17 protein-coding genes are annotated in these 16,723 nt (G+C 67.6%); 9 read left to right on the forward strand and 8 right to left on the reverse strand.

The window, feature by feature from the left end:
* Positions 1–47: 47 nt before the first annotated feature.
* Genes C0R07_RS14525 through C0R07_RS14540 form a run of 4 tightly spaced genes read left to right on the forward strand, consistent with a single transcriptional unit; the run spans position 48 to position 4,702 of the window.
* Positions 48–1,400 carry a TolC family protein gene (locus C0R07_RS14525; protein WP_254427873.1) on the forward strand — a complete coding sequence of 451 codons (1,353 nt, stop codon included), beginning with the start codon at positions 48–50 and terminating at the stop codon, positions 1,398–1,400.
* Positions 1,393–2,409 (forward strand): HlyD family secretion protein, encoded by a 1,017-nt coding sequence (locus C0R07_RS14530; protein ID WP_019183699.1) that lies wholly within the window; start codon positions 1,393–1,395, stop codon positions 2,407–2,409. Before C0R07_RS14525 ends, C0R07_RS14530 begins: the two co-directional genes overlap by 8 nt.
* The gene (locus C0R07_RS14535) at positions 2,406–3,593 is read left to right on the forward strand and encodes an ABC transporter permease (protein ID WP_102789258.1); all 1,188 of its coding nucleotides are present in this window, start codon (positions 2,406–2,408) and stop codon (positions 3,591–3,593) included. The genes C0R07_RS14530 and C0R07_RS14535 overlap by 4 nt, the downstream gene beginning before the upstream one ends.
* Positions 3,590–4,702 (forward strand): ABC transporter permease, encoded by a 1,113-nt coding sequence (locus tag C0R07_RS14540; RefSeq protein ID WP_019183697.1) that lies wholly within the window; start codon positions 3,590–3,592, stop codon positions 4,700–4,702. The genes C0R07_RS14535 and C0R07_RS14540 overlap by 4 nt, the downstream gene beginning before the upstream one ends.
* 32 nt (positions 4,703–4,734) lie before the next feature.
* Here C0R07_RS14540 and C0R07_RS14545 read toward each other — a convergent pair whose 3' ends face one another.
* Complete coding sequence (locus tag C0R07_RS14545) at positions 4,735–5,091, reverse strand: YkgJ family cysteine cluster protein (RefSeq protein ID WP_102789259.1); 357 nt, start codon at positions 5,089–5,091, stop codon at positions 4,735–4,737.
* 161 nt (positions 5,092–5,252) lie between these two features.
* Between C0R07_RS14545 and C0R07_RS14550 the strand changes: the two genes are divergently transcribed.
* Complete coding sequence (locus tag C0R07_RS14550; RefSeq protein WP_102789260.1) at positions 5,253–5,657, forward strand: response regulator; 405 nt, start codon at positions 5,253–5,255, stop codon at positions 5,655–5,657.
* 94 nt (positions 5,658–5,751) lie between these two features.
* Here the strand turns inward: C0R07_RS14550 and C0R07_RS14555 are convergent, their stop codons facing one another.
* Genes C0R07_RS14555 through C0R07_RS14570 form a run of 4 tightly spaced genes read right to left on the reverse strand, consistent with a single transcriptional unit; the run spans position 5,752 to position 10,646 of the window.
* Positions 5,752–7,023, reverse strand: coding sequence for a carbohydrate porin (locus tag C0R07_RS14555; RefSeq protein ID WP_102789261.1), 1,272 nt, complete (start codon positions 7,021–7,023; stop codon positions 5,752–5,754).
* A complete protein-coding gene (locus C0R07_RS14560; protein ID WP_070474065.1) occupies positions 7,020–8,417 on the reverse strand; it encodes a c-type cytochrome in 1,398 nt (465 codons plus the stop codon). The genes C0R07_RS14555 and C0R07_RS14560 overlap by 4 nt, the downstream gene beginning before the upstream one ends.
* Positions 8,414–10,054 carry a GMC family oxidoreductase gene (locus C0R07_RS14565; RefSeq protein ID WP_102789262.1) on the reverse strand — a complete coding sequence of 547 codons (1,641 nt, stop codon included), beginning with the start codon at positions 10,052–10,054 and terminating at the stop codon, positions 8,414–8,416. Before C0R07_RS14565 ends, C0R07_RS14560 begins: the two co-directional genes overlap by 4 nt.
* Positions 10,055–10,100: 46 nt before the next feature.
* Complete coding sequence (locus C0R07_RS14570; protein ID WP_102789263.1) at positions 10,101–10,646, reverse strand: sugar dehydrogenase complex small subunit; 546 nt, start codon at positions 10,644–10,646, stop codon at positions 10,101–10,103.
* Positions 10,647–10,827: 181 nt separating this feature from the next.
* Here C0R07_RS14570 and C0R07_RS14575 point away from each other — a divergent pair, with 181 nt between their 5' ends.
* Both C0R07_RS14575 and C0R07_RS14580 read left to right on the forward strand, forming a co-directional pair.
* A complete protein-coding gene (locus C0R07_RS14575; protein WP_070474060.1) occupies positions 10,828–11,073 on the forward strand; it encodes a hypothetical protein in 246 nt (81 codons plus the stop codon).
* Positions 11,074–11,079: 6 nt separating this feature from the next.
* Positions 11,080–11,274: a hypothetical protein gene (locus C0R07_RS14580; RefSeq protein WP_070474059.1), complete on the forward strand. Its 195-nt coding sequence runs from the start codon at positions 11,080–11,082 to the stop codon at positions 11,272–11,274.
* 123 nt (positions 11,275–11,397) lie between these two features.
* On the opposite strand, the gene C0R07_RS14585 is transcribed toward C0R07_RS14580, so the two are convergent.
* On the reverse strand, positions 11,398–11,697 hold the full coding sequence (locus C0R07_RS14585; protein ID WP_046272818.1) for a hypothetical protein: 300 nt from the start codon (positions 11,695–11,697) through the stop codon (positions 11,398–11,400).
* A 208-nt stretch (positions 11,698–11,905) separates the two neighbouring features.
* Between C0R07_RS14585 and C0R07_RS14590 the strand changes: the two genes are divergently transcribed.
* Positions 11,906–13,492: an SDR family NAD(P)-dependent oxidoreductase gene (locus tag C0R07_RS14590; RefSeq protein ID WP_102789264.1), complete on the forward strand. Its 1,587-nt coding sequence runs from the start codon at positions 11,906–11,908 to the stop codon at positions 13,490–13,492.
* Between the two features lie 122 nt (positions 13,493–13,614).
* Positions 13,615–15,402: a bifunctional diguanylate cyclase/phosphodiesterase gene (locus tag C0R07_RS14595; protein WP_070474055.1), complete on the forward strand. Its 1,788-nt coding sequence runs from the start codon at positions 13,615–13,617 to the stop codon at positions 15,400–15,402.
* Here the strand turns inward: C0R07_RS14595 and C0R07_RS14600 are convergent.
* Positions 15,392–16,066 (reverse strand): ChrR family anti-sigma-E factor, encoded by a 675-nt coding sequence (locus C0R07_RS14600; RefSeq protein ID WP_070474053.1) that lies wholly within the window; start codon positions 16,064–16,066, stop codon positions 15,392–15,394. The genes C0R07_RS14595 and C0R07_RS14600 overlap by 11 nt on opposite strands.
* A complete protein-coding gene (locus C0R07_RS14605) occupies positions 16,063–16,662 on the reverse strand; it encodes a sigma-70 family RNA polymerase sigma factor (RefSeq protein WP_019183684.1) in 600 nt (199 codons plus the stop codon). Before C0R07_RS14605 ends, C0R07_RS14600 begins: the two co-directional genes overlap by 4 nt.
* Between the last annotated feature and the right edge of the window lie 61 nt (positions 16,663–16,723).

Below are 16,723 nucleotides of genomic sequence, written 5' to 3' on the forward strand. Positions count from 1 at the left end.
GGCATCTGCCGCCAACGCGCGCGTTAAAAGGACTTTCCAGTCTCTCCCTGCTGTTTTTCAGTGGCCTGGCCATCGCCCAGCCCGCCCCGGGCGCCGCCGCTATCCCCGCGCTGGACTGGCAGCAGTCCCAGCAGCGGCTGGAGCAGGTCTCCGATGCGCTGGCCGCCGCCGATGCGTCGGTGCGCAACAAACAGGACCTGCAGGACGCCACCCGCCTGTTGCGGTTGCCGGAGATCACCGGTGAAGTGCGCCGCCTGCAGTTCCAGAAGACCCTCACCCTCCCCTTGGGTTCGCTGGCCCCGGTTGCCGAAGCCTTCGGTATCGATTCGCCGCTGCAGTTCACCGAGCGTGACTGGCGTACCCGCCCGGTGGTGACCGCGGTGCTGCCGCTGTATACCGGCGGGCTGATCCCGGCGGCGCAGCAGGCGGCGGCCGGCGCGACCGACCAGGCCAGTGCCGAGCGCGAGTCGCAGCGGCAATCGCTGAGCGTGCAGCTGGCCCAGGCCTATTTTGGTCAGCGCCTTGCCGAGCAGGCCGTCGATGTGCGGCGGGATGTCCGCGATGGCCTGCAGCGCCACCTCGACGACGCCTTGAAGCTTGAGCGCGAGGGCTTTGCCACCCGCGCCCAGCGCCTGCAGGCCAACGTGGCCCGCGACAAGGCCGAGCGCGATTACCAGAAGTCGCTGAACGATCTGCAGACCCTGAAGGCAGCGCTGGCCACCCTGCTCCGCAGCGGCGGCGAGGTCCGCCCGGTGTCGCCGCTGTTCGTGCATCGCGCGCCGATCGGTGCACTGCCCACCTTCGAACGCGAGGCCCAGGCCCGGCAGCCGCAGATCGCCCGGCTGCGCGCCCTGGTGGCGCAGGCCGAACAAGGCGTGCGCGTGCAGCAGGCCAAGCTCAAACCCACCGTGTTCCTGTTCGGCCAGTACGATTTCCGCCGTCGCGACGAGATGCTGACCGATCCGGACTGGGCATTCGGCATCGGCCTGAAGTACACCTTCCTCTCGCCCAGCTCGCGCCCGGCCCAGATCAGCGCCGCCCGCGCGCAGCAGGAGCAGGCGGAAGCCGGCCTGCGCGAAGCCGAGAACCAGGTGACGCTGGGCGTTCGCAAGGCCTGGTACGAACTGGACACCGCCCGCCAGCAGTTCCTGTTGCTGGACAGCAGCATTGAACAGAGCCGTGAGAACCTGCGCCTTCAGGAGCTGGCGTTCCGCGAAGGCCAGGCGACCTCGCTGGACGTGATCGATGCACGGCTGGGGTTGGGGGGCGCGCAGGTGGAACGCGCGCAGGCCGCCTATCAATACGACGTAGCGCTGGCACAGCTGCTGGAGATCAGTGGACAGATGGACCGATACGAAGAATTCCGCCGCCGGGGCGACGAGGTGATCGCGCATGAATGACACATTGCAGGCCGCCGCCGACGCGCCGCCGCCGAAGAAGCGCAAGGCGGGCATCCTCATTGGCCTGGCCCTGGTGGTCGTCGTGGTGGTCGGCCTCTGGCTGGCCTGGCGTACCCCGGCCGAGCAGCTGCAGGGCATGGCCGACGCCGACACCATCAACGTAGCCGCGAAGATCACCGCGCGTCTTGCCGAGCTGAAGGTGCGCGAAGGCGACCGGGTCAAGGCCGGCCAGGTGCTGTTCGTGCTCGACAGTCCGGAAGTGGCGGCCAAGGAAGAGCAGGCGCATGGTGCACTGGAAGCGGCGCGTGCTGTGGCCGACAAGGCCGACGAAGGTGCACGCAGCGAGGATATCCGCGCTGCGCAGGCCAACTGGAAGCGTGCCGAAGCCGGTGCCACCCTGGCCGAGGCGACCTATCAGCGCGTGCAGAACCTGTTCAACGAAGGGGTCATGACCCGGCAGAAGCGCGATGAAGCGTTGGCGCAGGCGCGCAGCTCGCGCGAGCTCTCCAATGCCGCACGGGCGCAGTACGACCAGGCGCTGGCCGGTGCCCGTGACCAGGACAAGCGCGCCGCGCAGGGCCAGGTCCGCCAGGCGCAGGGCGCGGTGGCCGAAGTCAACGCTGCCCGCGATGAGGTCAACGGCCGCGCGCCGGTGGCCGGCGAGATCAACAAGCGCATGTCCGATATCGGCGAGCTGGTGCCGGCCGGCTACCCGGTCTTCACCCTGGTCGACATCGACCACATGTGGGTTTCAGTGAACCTGCGCGAGTCGCAGATGCGCGGCCTGAAGGTGGGCAGCCGCCTGCACGGCAGCGTTCCCGCGCTGGACCGCGACGCCGACTTCGAGGTGTATTTCATCAATCCGGCGGGCGACTACGCCACCTGGCGCGCCACCCGGCAATCGTCCGGCTATGACGTGCGCAGCTTCGAGATCCGGCTGCGCCCGGTCGCCCCCATCGAAGGTTTCCGGCCGGGGATGAGCGTGCTGTTCGCGTGGCCGCAGGGATGAACCGCCGGGCGCGGGCGGGCATCACCGCCTCGCTGCAGCGCGAGCTGCAGCACCTGCGACAGGATCGTGCCGATCTGCTGCTGGTCACCTTGCTGCCAGCGCTGATGCTGGGCGTGATGGCCTGGCTGTTCGCGGCCTCGGTGATGCGCGATATCCCGATCGCCGTCGTCGATCTGGACCGCAGCGCCGAGAGCCGGCAGCTGGCCCGGATGCTCGATGCAAGCCCCGGGGTGCGCGTGGCCAGCCAGCCGATCAGTCTGGCCGATGCGCAGTCGCAGCTGCGGCGGCTGGACGTGTTCGCCGTCGTGCTGGTGCCGCGCGATGCGACCCGCAACGCCCTGCGTGGCGAACAGGGCACGGTGTTCGCGTACTACAACGCCACCTACCTCACCACTGGCCAGTCCGCCGTGCGCGACATCGTTGAAGCCGTCAGCGCCTGGAATGCGCGCCTGCTGGGCGGGCGCATCGGCAAGCAGGTGGGCCCGGCCAAGCTGCGCGCGCCGCCGATCGCGGTGCAGTCGGACATCCTGCACAACCCGGCACGCAGCTATGAGCTGTTCCTGCTGCCGCTGCTGTTCCCGGCGGTTCTGTCGCTGGGGTTGGCGTTGGCGGTCGCAGCCAGCCTGGGCCGCGAAGTGCGCGACGGGCACCTGCGCGCGTGGCTCGGTGATGCCCCGTGGTCGGCCATCGTCGGCAAGATCGCGCCCTATGTCTTGCTGTTTTCGGCGTATGGGGCGCTCGGCGTGCTCTACCTCGCGCGGGTCCGTGGCGACGGCATCGCCGGCAGCACGTTGTTGCTCATGCTGGGCCAGCCGCTGTTCTATCTGGCCTGCGCGGCGGTGGCGCTGCTGTTCGTGGCGCTCACCCGCGACATGGGCAGCGCGCTCTCCGCGATCGGCCTGAGCATCGGGACTGCCTTGGCATTTTCCGGGGCGACGTTCCCGGTGGTGGATGCGCCACTGTTCACCCGCATATGGAACGCGCTGCTGCCCCTGACCGCCTACGTCAAACTGCAGACCCAGCAGCAGTTCGTCGGCGCCCCGTGGAGTGTTTCCCTGTGGCCACTGGGTACCCTGCTGCTGATGGTGCTGGTGGCGGGCGGCATCGGGGGGTGGCGCTTGATCGCCGCCGCGCGGGCTGCCGATCCGGGTACGCCGGCCGCGGCCTCCGGAGCCAGCGCATGAGCCGCTTCGGCAGCAGCCTGCGCCTGACCCTGCGCACGGTCCTCACCGACCGCTACGCAGTCGTGCTGATGGTGGGCGCGGTGGTGCTGTACTCGTTCTTCTACCCGGCCGCCTACCGCCACCAGGTGGCGACCAACCTGCCCATCGTGGTGGTCGACCACGACCAGAGCGCGACCAGCCGGGAACTGCTGCGTCGCGTGGATGCGCTGCGCACGGTGCGCATCGTCGACCAGCCGGCCAGCGTCGACCAGGCCCGGGATGAAATGGAAGCCGGCCGGGCCGAAGGCATCCTGCTGATCCCCGCCAACCTCGAGCGCGACATCCTGCGTGGGGGCAACGGGTATCTGGTGCTGATGGGCAACGGCGCCTACCTGGGCCGCGCCAGCTGGGTGCTCGGCGGCGTGGCCGATGCCCTGACCGCGTTCGCCCGGGAAGCGGCGGTGTCCCAGGCAGCCTTCATGGGCGCGCCGCAGGCACCGCCGATCACCCTGGTGCAACGCCCGCTGTTCAACACCCAGGAGGGCTACGGCAGCGCGATCGTCCCCGGCGTGGCCGAACTGATCGTGCACCAGACCCTGCTCATGGGCATCGGCGTACTGCTCGGCGCGCGGCGGCTGGCGCTGGGCCGGCGGCTGCGTTTCGACCTGCCGACGCTGGCCGGGATGGCCGTCGGCTTCGGTGCGATCGGCCTGCTCGGCCTGCTCTACTACGCCGGCTTCACCGCGTGGGTGCAGGACTATCCGCGCGGTGGCAATCCGCTCGGGCAGCTGCTGGGCGGCACCTTGTTCATCGCAGCCACGGTAGCGTTCGGCCTGTTCGTGGGCAGCTTTTTCGCCACCCGCGAGCGTGCGTTCCAGGTCGTCATCGCCTGCTCGATCCCGTTGTTTTTCCTGGCCAACCTGTCCTGGCCAGCGGTCACCTCGCCGCCGGCACTGGTCGCGCTGGCGCACCTGCTGCCCACCACACCCGGCATCAACCTGATGGTGCGCTTGAACCAGATGGATGCCAGCCTCAGCGAAGTCAGCCACGAAATATGGACGCTGGCGGCGCTGCTGGCGCTGTACGGCGGCCTCGCCGTCTGGCGTCTGGGCGCCCGCAGGTCGAGCTGAGGGCATGGCGTCCCGCACAGCCACAGTGCCCGTCAGATGAGGACCTGGCGGGTGCTGCGCAGGAACTGGTGGATATCGGCTTCGACGCTTTCGTCCAGCATGTAGACCGGTCGCTGGCCGTTCGGGCAGCGCAGCGTAGGCGTGGTCCCGAACATGCGGCAGATCAACGGCCGCTCTTCGTAGACCTCGCAGCCATTGGCGCCCAGGTACGGGCAACTCAGCGCTTCCAGGGCGGCGGCATGCTCGGCATCGCTCTTGAGCGGCAGGCGGGCAACTTCCTCGCTGGAGGCGGTGACCGGCCCACAGCAGTCGTGGCACCCCACCACGCAGCGGAAAGAAGGAATCTGCTCGCGCAGCCGCTGGATCGCGTCACGGGTCGCATAGGGCATGGGGAGGGCACTCGTCAGCGTCAGCGGCTGGCCATTTTACGCCTCCGGCGGCCGCGGGGGCGGCGGCCGACCGGCGCGTGTCAACGGACAGGCAACGGCCCTTCCCTCGTCCTTGACGCGTGCAGGCACACCATGGAGGCCTCTTCTTTTGTCCCACCCCCATGAACCGTTCCACTGTTGTACCTACAGGCCGTACCGTACTGGTTGTTGAAGACGAAGCCGAGCTCTCCCGGTTGTTCATCGAAGTGCTGCAGGAGGCAGGTCATACGGCGGTCAGCGCTGATTCCGTGACGGATGCGCTCAGCGCCCTCACCGGCCAGCGATTCGATGCGGCCATCCTCGACGTGGAGCTTCGCGACGGATCGGTCTTCCCTGTGGCCGACCGACTGGCCGCCACGGGCACCCCTTTCCTGTTCGCCTCCGCGGTCTATCACCAGATAGTGCCACGCGCCCATCAACGGGTGCCCTTCGTGTCCAAGCCCTTCGACATCCGCGTGTTGCAGCAACGGGTGGCAGAAGCGCTGGCCACAGGATCGGGGTCAACGGGCAACCCACAGCAGGCCTAGTGCCCCAGCGACGACGCAGCGCCGCGACCGCGCCACCGTACGGTCGCATGGTCCCGGACAGAGCGCCTGCATTACGGGCGCCCTTTCGCCCCCCTCACAGCGTCGCCTGCGCCTGCAGCGTGAACACCCAGCTGTCCGGGCGGCTGTCATACGCACCCGGCCGCGCGACGTACTGCACCGCGGGCCGCAGGATCAGCCACGGGGTGACCTGCACGCCGTAGTTCAGCTCGACGAACTGCTCGTTGCTCTGCACGTCCTTGCCGGTAATGCGCTGGTACTCGGCGAGGCGGTCGGAGATGTCCAGCCGGGTCCAGGCGAGACTGAGCACGTCGTCTTCGCGCGAGGCCACGACACCGCGCCAACTCAGGCCGGCCTCCCACGAGTAACGCATCAGGCCGGTCTTGGCATCCGCGCGCGTGGCCACGCCAAATACCGACACCCCGCGCACGGTGTCGCCTTCGGGTTTGAGCACGCGCTGCGCCAGCTGGATGTAGGAGCCGCTGCGATGGGAGGCATGTGGCGCCGCCGGATTGCCGATATCGTCGGCGTTGGAGGTGTCCAGGTAGTAGCCCACCTTGTAGGTGCCGCCGTAATGCGCGCCGGTGTTGCCGTGGCTGTAGCCCACTTCGACAGGCAGGAACAGACCGGTCTTGCCACGGTCGGACACCCGGAAGCCGCTGCCGGCCTGCTTGCGCATCGGCACGACGTCATAGATGCCGGTCTGGGCGTACCAGCCGGAAGGGTCGGCCCATTTCACCCGAAGGCCCCACTGGCCGGTAGGGTTGTCGAGCCAGCCGGAACTGTAGATCGGCCCCAGCGGGTGGCCGCACTGGCCGTTGTTGTTGAAATTGCAGGTATAGGGCAGACCGCCGAAGTCGTTGCCCATCGAGTAGAAGCCGCCCTTCAGGCTCAAGCGCTTGTCCAGCAGCCAGCGCTCGTAGGAGAGTTCATTGAAACGCAGGTTCTGGCCCTGCCCGTAGAAGGCCTGGTTCTGCACGTAGGAGCCGGTGGAGCGGTCGTTGACCGCGTTGCCGAAGCGGTCGGAAAAGACCACGCGCATCGTGCCGTCAACACCGAAGGCCTTGCCGGTATCGATCATCGCGCCGATGTCGACGTGCTCGGCGGTCGACCAGCCAGTGCCTTTGTAACCGTCGCTGTTGACGCCGGTGGCGACCACGATCCGGGCGCTCGGGGTCACGCCGCGGTCCTGCAGCCATATCCGGGCCGCCCACGCCGCGCTCAGCGGTGTCTGGGCGATGGTATCCACCGGTTTCGGCTTGGGCGCCTCGGCGTCGGCCGCCCAGGCCGGTACGCTGGTCGCGGCCGCCAACAGACCAAGGGTGATCAGACAGGGGGTGTATTTCATGCCGAGGCCCTCCGCAGCCTGCGTTTCTTCCAGGCGCGTCGCACCATCGCGATCACCACCACGAACGCCGCAAGCCCGAGGATGAGCAGCGGCAGCCACAGGCGTGCGATCTTGGCCAGCAAGGGCTTCTCACCGCCGTCGCGGATCAGCGCGACCTGCGCTTCCGTCACCTGATCACCGGGGCCGAAGTTGGTCCGTACATACGTCGCAACGGCGGCGATATCGGCATCGCTCAACGCCTGGACGTAAGAGCCCTCGGAGAAATGCGGCATCACCACATGCTGGCCATCCACCTCGCGGTCGATGCCGCCGATGATGGTGGCCACCAGGTTCTGGGGCCGGGTCATGCCGACGGTGCTGTTGTGCACCAGCGACGGGTAGTAGCCGTCCTTGCTGCCCTCGCCCTGCGGCCCGTGGCAGCTGGCGCACAGGCCGGAATACAGCACCGCACCGGAGGTGATCGGCGCGTCCGTGCCGCGCACCGGCTGCTCACCGGGCGCCTTGGCGGCATCGCCCCAGGCGAAGGCGGCGCGGGTGGCGTCCTTGTCGGCCACCGCAGGCACGGTCCGCAGGTAGGTCACGATGGCGCTGATGTCTTCATCGCGCAGCTTGGAGAGGCTGTTGGTCACCGCCTCGGCCATGCCGCCGCCGGCCTGTCCCTTGCCCTCCACCCGGCCGGTCTTGAGGTATCGGGCCAGTTCGTCATCGCTCCAGCCGCCGATGCCGCTGATCGGATGGGAGGTGATGTTGGGGGCATACCAGTCACCCAACGAACCGCCGGCGAAGGCTTTGCCACCCACCTCCTGCATCATCAACCCGCGCGGGCTGTGGCAGCTGGAGCAGTGCGCCAGCCCTTCCACCAGATAGGCGCCGCGATTCCACTGGGCGCTCTGCGCCGGATCAGGTTTGAAGGGCGTCTTGTCCAGGAACAGCAGATTCCACACCGCCATCGACGAGCGGACGCTGAAGGGGAACGGCAGCTCGGTGGTCTGCGCCTCTTCATCCACCGGCGCGACGGCCTGCATGAAATAGACGTACAGCGCGTGGATGTCATCGTCGGTCAGTTTCGCGTACGAGGTGTAGGGCATCGCCGGATACAGATGCGCGCCGTCCTTGCGCACGCCCTCGCGCACCGCCTTGGCGAAATCGCCTTCCGTGTAGTTGCCGATGCCATGGCTCTTGGACGGGGTGATATTGCTGGCCCAGATCTCGCCCAGTGGCGAGGCGATCGCATAACCGCCCGCATACGGCTTGCCCTGCTTCGGGCTGGTATGGCAGGCCACACAATCGGCGGCCACGGACAGGTAGCGACCGCGCTCGACCGTCTCGTCGGCGCGTGCAACCTGGCTGCCCCCGGCCAGCAGGCCGAACGCGATGAGGAGGAAGGTCTTCATGCGGCACGCTCGATCGCATCGGCCGCGCGCAGCGCCAGCGCAGCCATGGTCAGGGTGCTGTTGACGACGCTGGCCGAGACCATCGCGCTGCCACCCGGCAGCCACAGGTTCGGGTGGTCATGCGCGCGGCAGTCGCCGTCGACCACGGAATCCCGGGGGTCGGCACCCATGATGGTCGAGCCCATGATGTGGTTATTGGCATTGAGCGCCGTGGTGATGACGAACTCTTCGGCATTGAAGAGCTTGCCGATGTGCCGCAGCTGCTCGCAGGATTTGTCGTAGCCCTTGCGCGCGTAATCGCCCAGCGAGTAATGGATGTCCGGGCAGGCCAGGCCATGACCATCGACGCGGGTCTTGGAGAGCGTCAGGCGGTTGCTCGGATCCGGCAGCGGCTCCAGGCTGATCGACAGGTCCACCCCGTAGATCGCGCGGCGGCGGATTTCCGCATCCAGGGCCTCACCGGCCAGCCCCATCTTCAAGGCCTGGTCGGTGGCGATCGCCACGCGGCTGATGTTGTTGAGGATGATCTTGGTCGCCGAGTACTCCGAGCGGAACGCCCCGTCGCGTGGCCCGACCATGCAGCTGGACTGCGCCGGACCACGTCCCAGCCAGATCGGCCGGTCGGCAATGAAGGAGCAGTGGAAGCCGGAGTGGTCCAGCATGTTGCGGCCGACCTGGTCGGAGGAATTGGCAATGCCGTTCGGGTTCTGTTCGTTGGCGGCCAGCAGCAACAGGCGCGGTGTTTCCAGCGCGTTGCAGGCGATCACGAAACTGCGGCCGGTGGCCTTGTGGCTCACCTTGTCGCTGTCATACCAGTGGATCGCGGTGACCCGGTTCTGGTCGTCGGTATCGATCCTGTACGCCACCGATTCGGCCAACACTTTGGCGCCCAGCGCCTCGGCGGCCTGGACGGTGTGCACGCCGTTGTACATCGCCCCGATCGGGCAGATCGGCTGGCAGTTGTTGTTGCCGCAGCAGGCAGGCCGGTCATTCCACGGCTTGATCATGCGCCCCTGCGGAATCGGCACCAGGTTGTAGCCGTGCGGATTGACCACCTCGGCGAACACCTTGTCGCCGTTGCCCCACGGAATCATGTCGGCCAGGTAGGGCTTCGAGCGCTCCGAGGGGCTCTGCTGCGCCGGGTCGTTCGGCCCGGACACGCCCATGGCCTCCTCGGCACGGCAGTAGTACGGCTCGATGTCCTCGTAACTGATCGGCCAATCGCGACCGACGCCATAGGCTGATTGCATCTTGAAGTCGACCGGGAGATGGCGCCAGCACGACGCCGCCCAGTGCCAGGTGGTGCCGCCGACGGCCTTGATGAAGCCCTGATGGAAGCTGCTGGCATCGGGCCCGGTCAGCCCGACGTAGTCGTTGGCCGGGAAATACAGCGGCGCCGTCGCGAATTTCGATTGCGGGAATGGCCCCTGGAAGTCGCTGCCGATACGGCGCTCGAAACTGACGTTGCGCCAGTTCTCGACCACATCGGAGCGGTTCAAGCGGGGCCCGGCCTCGAGGACCAGAACCGATTTGCCGGCGCGCACCAGCTGGTGGGCGATCAATGCACCGACGACGCCCGAGCCGACGATCACGACGTCGGCATCGACGTCGCCATCACGGAAAACCGGAGCTTTCATGAGAGGGATTCCAGATCAGTAACAGGAAAAAGAGAACCGCGCAGGCTTATGCGTGGGCTCGAATCGGGGCCGGCGGCTCAGCGGTCCACCAGGCGGGTCCGCCCTGGACATAGGTCGGTGGCGAAAGGCCGTCGTCCACGCAGCGCTGCATCAGCGCATCGCGATAGGACACGGTCACGGCGTGGACCCCTTTGCCCACCGTGCCGGTATACCAGGCAGTGATGATGGCAAGCGCCGCGGGCTTGGCCTCGCCGGCGGCGGCGACCAGCGTCGTGGCACCGCTCACCTGCCCGGCCAGCGTGACCAAGGCGGGGAACTGCGCATGCAGGTCGGGCTGCAGGGTGGCGAACGCCTTTTCGATCCGTTCGGCCGTGGCCGGGTCAAGGTCGTTCTTGTCGGTCAGGGCGCGGGACAGCGAGAGGAAGGCGGTATCGGTCCTGGCCGCCGGCGCTGCTGCGGCGGGCGTTGCCACCGCAGGCGCTTTATCACGACAGGCCGCGAGCAGCGAAACCGAACCAACCGCAAGAAGGAAGCCTCGTCGTGTGAGGCCGTGCCCGCGCCGGTTCTCGTCCACTCCCTCGGGAATACTCATGATGTCTACTCTGCTCCGTAACACGCCGGCTCCCCGCCCGCAGACCACGGAACGGCTAAGCATCGACGGCGGCAAGGGTACTCCATGCCGCTGTCGTCACAGAGTGATCAACGAGGTGATCACGGATCAGCAACAGCCTCAGCGTTACAAACCGGAGTGGTATCACTCCCGGAGAATCGTCATGCGCACCTTGTTGCTCACCGCCCTTGCCACGATGGCGCTGTCTGCCTGCAGCCAGGCCGAGCACACTGATCAAGGCAAGCACGCCGATACGATCGAGCAGCCTGCCACCGCCCCGGCCGCGGGCGATACGTCGCGCAACGTGCCCGGTGGCGGTAGTGGAACGGCCGCCTCCGAGGCGCAGGACTCCGGGCACGACACCGGGACCAGCGCGGAACCGAAGCGCGAATCCCCGCCGAAGCCGTGATCCCCCATGACCCCGCTCGATAAACCCGTGCGCCGGGAGGTCCAGATCGGCGACCAGGCGTACACGCTGACCATCGATCCCGACGGCCTGAAGCTGGTGCCGAAGGGAAAACGGAATGGCCTCACCCTGAAGTGGACCGAATTGGTGAATGGTGACGCCGCGCTGGCCACTGCGCTGCAGGCCTCGCTCGCGTCAGGCTGAGCGAGCGAGACGTTCGTGCCGATCAGGGCTGGACGTTGTTCTTGGATCTGGCGTGCTCATCGGCCGGCAGATCCGCACCCTGCAGCTGCGGGTCCGCATGCTCATGCGGCTGCCCGGATCGGATCAGGTGCCGCACACGCCCGCCGCACGCCACTGGCGCAATGCGGCCCCCTTCAGGGACTGCTCGCCGCAGCCGGTGGGGCAGCGCAGCAGGCGCGCCGCCGAGGTGCTGACGAATCCTTCCCCTTCCCGGGCGTTGAACACCACCTCACAGGACAGGCACCGCGCCACCATCGAGTACAGATGCACGATACGGCCGCTGCTCGGGTCCTGCAGGGCGCTCACATCCAGCAGCTCGAAGTGGCAACTGTCCGGCAACGGGCGCCGGGGAAGCGGAAGGGACACGGAGGTCTGCAGGCTCACGGGGAAGGGCCATCGATTGGGTGGAGGCCACTCTATGGGGGGCGGTGTGGAGCGGATGTGGAGCCAGACGGCGCCGCTCAGCACCAAATCCCAGGATCAGGGACAATAGCCGCCCATCGTTTGCCCCGGCCTGCCGGCGCATGCCCCGTCGGGGGCCACCGCGCGGCGCCCGCCTGCCTGTCTTCCTGCTGCTTTTCCCGGACCCGAATTGAATACCATCGCCCTGCCCCCTGCCGACGACGACCTGCCCCTGACCGACCGGCTGCGCGCCGCGCTGGACCTGCTGGAGGCCATCGAAGCCGACCGCAGCGTGCTCGATACGCTGCCCGACGCCGACCGCACCCGCCTGCACCAGGTGGTGGCGAAGGTCTACCACCCCGAGCCCAAGGCGCGGCGGGCGAAGCTGAAACAGCAGGCCAAGGCCCGGCACCAGGAAAAAGTGGCCAAGGCCGAGGCACTGCTGGAGCAGACCGGCATCCGCGCCCTGCGCCGCAAGCCCGTGTTCAGCACCCCGAATTACTTCCCGCCCCATGCCGCCGGCCTGCATGACGCCTCCAATGGCGAGCATGCCGCCGCCGCGCCGGAGCCGGTGCATTCCCCGGAGCTGCGCCACTGCTATGTGTGCAAGCAGAAGTTCACCCAGCTGCACCATTTCTACGACCAGATGTGCCCGGCCTGTGCCGAGCTGAACTTCTTCAAGCGCACCGAAACCGCCGACCTGAGCGGGCGCGTCGCGCTGCTGACCGGTGGCCGGGTCAAGATCGGCTACCAGGCCGGACTCAAGCTGCTGCGCGCCGGCGCCGACCTGATCGTGACCACGCGCTTCCCGCGTGACTCGGCCGCGCGCTACGCCGAAGAGCCCGACTTCGCCGAATGGGGCCACCGCCTGCAGGTGTACGGCCTGGACCTGCGCCACACCCCCAGCGTGGAGGCCTTCTGCAGCGAACTGCTGGCCACCCGCCCGCGCCTGGATTTCATCATCAACAACGCCTGCCAGACCGTGCGCCGCCCGCCGCAGTTCTATGCGCACATGATGGCCGGTGAAACCGCGCCGCTGCACGAGGTACCGGACACGCTGCGCAAGCTGATCGGCGATTACGAAGGCCTGCGCAGCGCCGAACTGCTCGGCACCACCGCCTCGGCCGGGCTGCCGGTGGTCCAGGGCCGCGACTTCAATGCCGCCAACGGCCTGACCCGTGCCGCCGAGCTGTCGCAGGTGCCGCTGCTGGACGATGAGCTGGTGGCGCAGCAGCATCTGTTCCCGGACGGTCGCCTGGACCAGGACCTGCAGCAGGTGGATCTGCGCGGGCGCAACTCCTGGCGCATGCTGATGGCCGAAGTGCCCTCGGTGGAGCTGCTGGAAACCCAGCTGGTCAACGCCATCGCACCGTTCATCATCAATGCGCGCCTGAAGCCGCTGATGCTGCGCACGCCCGAGCGTGACAAGCACATCGTCAACGTTTCGGCGATGGAGGGGCAGTTCTACCGCAACTTCAAGACCACCCGCCACCCGCACACCAACATGGCCAAGGCGGCGCTGAACATGATGACGCGCACCTCGGCGGCCGATTACCAGAACGACGGCATCCACATGAACAGCGTCGACACCGGCTGGGTGACCGACGAGGATCCGGCGGATATCGCGGCCAAGAAAGTGAAGGAAGAGCGCTTCCATCCGCCGCTGGATATCGTCGACGGCGCCGCCCGCATTGTCGACCCGATCATCCACGGCATCAACACCGGTGAGCACGTCTGGGGTCAGTTCCTGAAGGACTACGCGCCCACCGACTGGTAACTGCATCCAGGTGCGTGTGTCGTACGTATAGCCTGGAAGGAACGCCGCCGGTTCGAGCGGCAAGGGACAGGAGGCCCACTTTTCCGGCTTCGGCCGTGGCCTCCACCCCCAGTCGAATCACGATGAGCCCCCCCACCTCACAACGCGACGAACGCAGCGCGGTCCTCAGTGCCATGCAGGTCGACGGTCTGGCGTCCCTGCCTGCACTGGACAGGCTCACCGCGCTGGCCGGTTACACCTTCGATGCCCCGGTGGCATTCGTCTCGATCCTGGGGGATGTGAAGCAGCGCTTCCTTTCCCGGATCGGCCTGCCCATGGCACAGACCGACATCCGCGCCTCGATCTGCGCCCACGCCGTCACCGCCGATGGCGTGCTGGTGGTTCCGGATCTCCGCCAGGACCCCCGCTTCCGCGACAACCCGCTGGTCACCGACAGCCCGCATCTGCGCTTCTACGCGGGCGCACCGCTGGTGGCAAAGAACGGGGTCGCCATCGGTGCCCTGTGCGTCATGGACACACGCCCGCGCACGTTCAACGAGGGTGATCAGGATCAGCTGGCCACCCTGGCCGAACTGGTCGTCGCGCAGCTGGAGCTGCGTGCGATGTCCGGTCGGCTGGACCCGGTCAGCGGGCTGCCGAGCCGGCACCAGCTGCATGCGGATCTGCCCGGCATCCTGGCGCGTTGCACTGAAGGAACGGCCTACGCCGTCGCGGTGGACATCCTCGATATTCCACGCGCCAACCAGGTGGGCCAGGTGCTGGGCCTGCGTCCGCTGGAGGCCTTGATCCGGCGCGCCGGCGTCCGCCTGCGTGCCGCGCTGGAGGGCGTGGCCACGGTGTACCACGTGGGGGTGACGCGGTTTGCTTTCGTGGTCGAGATGCCGGCCGCAGCCCAGGTGGAGGCGCTGATCCTGGAGTTGAGAACGCGCATGCTGCGCCCGCTGATGGCCGCGGCAGTGCCGATGTCGCCGCGCTTCCATGCCGGCATCTGCGCCGTCGGACCGGGCGAAGAAGACAGCCACGACCTGCTGCGGCGGCTGCTGGTCAGCATGCACGGTGCGTTCGACGCACGGCGGCCGTTCTGCTGGTACTCCGAACAGCGCGACGAAAAGATGCACCGCGCCTACCGCCTGGCCTCCGATGCCGAACGCGGGCTGCAGGCCGGCGATTTCCACCTGGATTACCAGCCCCGCTTCACCCTGGACGGCCGGCGCCCGGTCTCGGCCGAAGCCCTGATCCGCTGGACCCACCCCACCCTGGGGTCGATCAGCCCGACCGAGTTCATTCCGGTCTTCGAGCGGACCGCCCTGATGGACGAGGTGACCAACTGGGTGCTCGACACCGCGCTCGATCAGGTCCAGGCGTGGCGCGCCCAAGGGCTGGATATTCCGGTCTCGATCAACCTCTCCAGCAGTTATCTGTCCAACGCCTCGGCATGGCACGACATCCGCAGCAAACTCGAGCACAGGGCGCTGCCGTTCTCGACGATCGAGCTGGAGATCACCGAGGGCGAATGGCTGCGTCCGGGCTCCCCGGCCATCGGCCATATCGCAGCGATGGCGCAGGCCGGCATCACAGTGGCGATCGACGACTTCGGCAGCGGCTACAGCAATTTCAGCTATCTGTCCGACCTTCCCATCCACACCGTGAAGCTGGACAAATCGTTGATCGATGGCATCGCCATCAATCCCCGGGCGCGCGCCAAGGTCTCGGCCATCCATCATCTGGCGCATGAGCTGGGCTACCTCACCGTGGCCGAGGGAGTCGAGCAACAGGCGCAGGTGGAGGTGCTGGCTGCGATGGGGGTCGACGAAGTCCAGGGCTACCTGCTTGCCCGGCCGATGTCCCCGGCCTTGGTGATGCAGGTGTTCGAAGCGGCCGCGATCACGGCCTGCCCGGTCAGAGTTTGAACACCTGCTGCAGCTTCCGCGCGAACCATCCGCTGAAGACCAGTGGCGCATCCAGCGCTGAAACGCAGATGCACGCCACCCCGGGGGTGGTCACCGGCTGATGCTCGACCTGGCTGTCGAGATCGGCCACATCGCCGGGGGCGAAATGCCCCAGTGAATCATCGTAGGCACCGCGAAGGATCTGGGTCAGCTCGCTGCTGCCATGGCTGTGCATGGGCAGGCATTTGCCCGGGGCTATTTTCAGCATGATCAACGACGGGTGCGCCGCTGCGCGGATGCAGTGGACACCCGGCGCCATCCACCGCCATTTCAGCGAGCGGTAGGAGGTTCCGAAATGCGGCGCCAGCGCCGCGGGCAGTTGATCCGGGTCGTGCCCAGGCGCGCCGCGTACCGCTGCCTGGGCACGCATGCCATCCTCCGCTGGCGCGGCATCCAGGCGCGCCAGCATGGTCTGCCGAAGCGCGGCCTGGCGATCCTCCGCGCAGGGCGGCGGCAACTGCTGCTCCAGCAGCAGTCCCCCGACCCGTTCGGCCGCGCGCAGTTGTTCCCGGCAGTAGGCGCAGGCTTCCAGGTGCGCCGCGGCGACCACCGACATTTCCGGCGCCAGGGTTCCGGTGGCAAAGCCCAGGACGGTGGTCGGGTCCAGGTGATGACGAGGATTCATCGCGACTCTCCCATCAGCGACTGCAACTGCAGAAACGCGCGTCGGATATGGGATTTCACGGTGCCCAGTGGCATATGCAGCTCGGTGGCGATCTCGGCGTGGGTCTTGGCTTCGAAGTAGGACATCCGGATCAAACGGGCCTGCGTTGCGGAGAGTTCGTCCAGCCGCTGCTTGAGCCTGACGTGCTCGGTATGGCGCTCGGCCAGCGAGCCGCCTCCGTCGGCCTCTTCGGCGGCCTGCTCGACCACCTCGTGGGCATGCACCCAGATATGTTCCCGGCGCACGCGGTCGATATGCATGTTGCGCGCCACCCGGTACAGCCACGTGCCCAGGCTGCTGCGCGCCGGATCGTACAGGTCGGCACGGTTCCACAGTTTGAGCAGCACTTCCTGGGCAAGATCCTCGGCCACGCCATCGGCCGCCCCCAACCCACCCAGGTAGCGGCACAGACGCGGCATGAAGTGGTCGTAGATGCGCAGGAAGCACTCGCGGTCGCGCGAGCCGGCCACCGCCGCCATCTCCGCCGCCCAGGTCTTGATCTCCGTCGTGGATTGAGCGGGGGCGGCAATCATCCGGGCGGCCTCGAAGGGCGTCATCCTGGCAACAGGCGGGTCAGCCTCCATGGTAGGCCACTTCCGGGGGATCGGCGACTTGGGG

Source organism: Stenotrophomonas bentonitica (assembly GCF_002887735.1).
GTDB classification, from domain to species: Bacteria; Pseudomonadota; Gammaproteobacteria; order Xanthomonadales; family Xanthomonadaceae; genus Stenotrophomonas; species Stenotrophomonas bentonitica_A.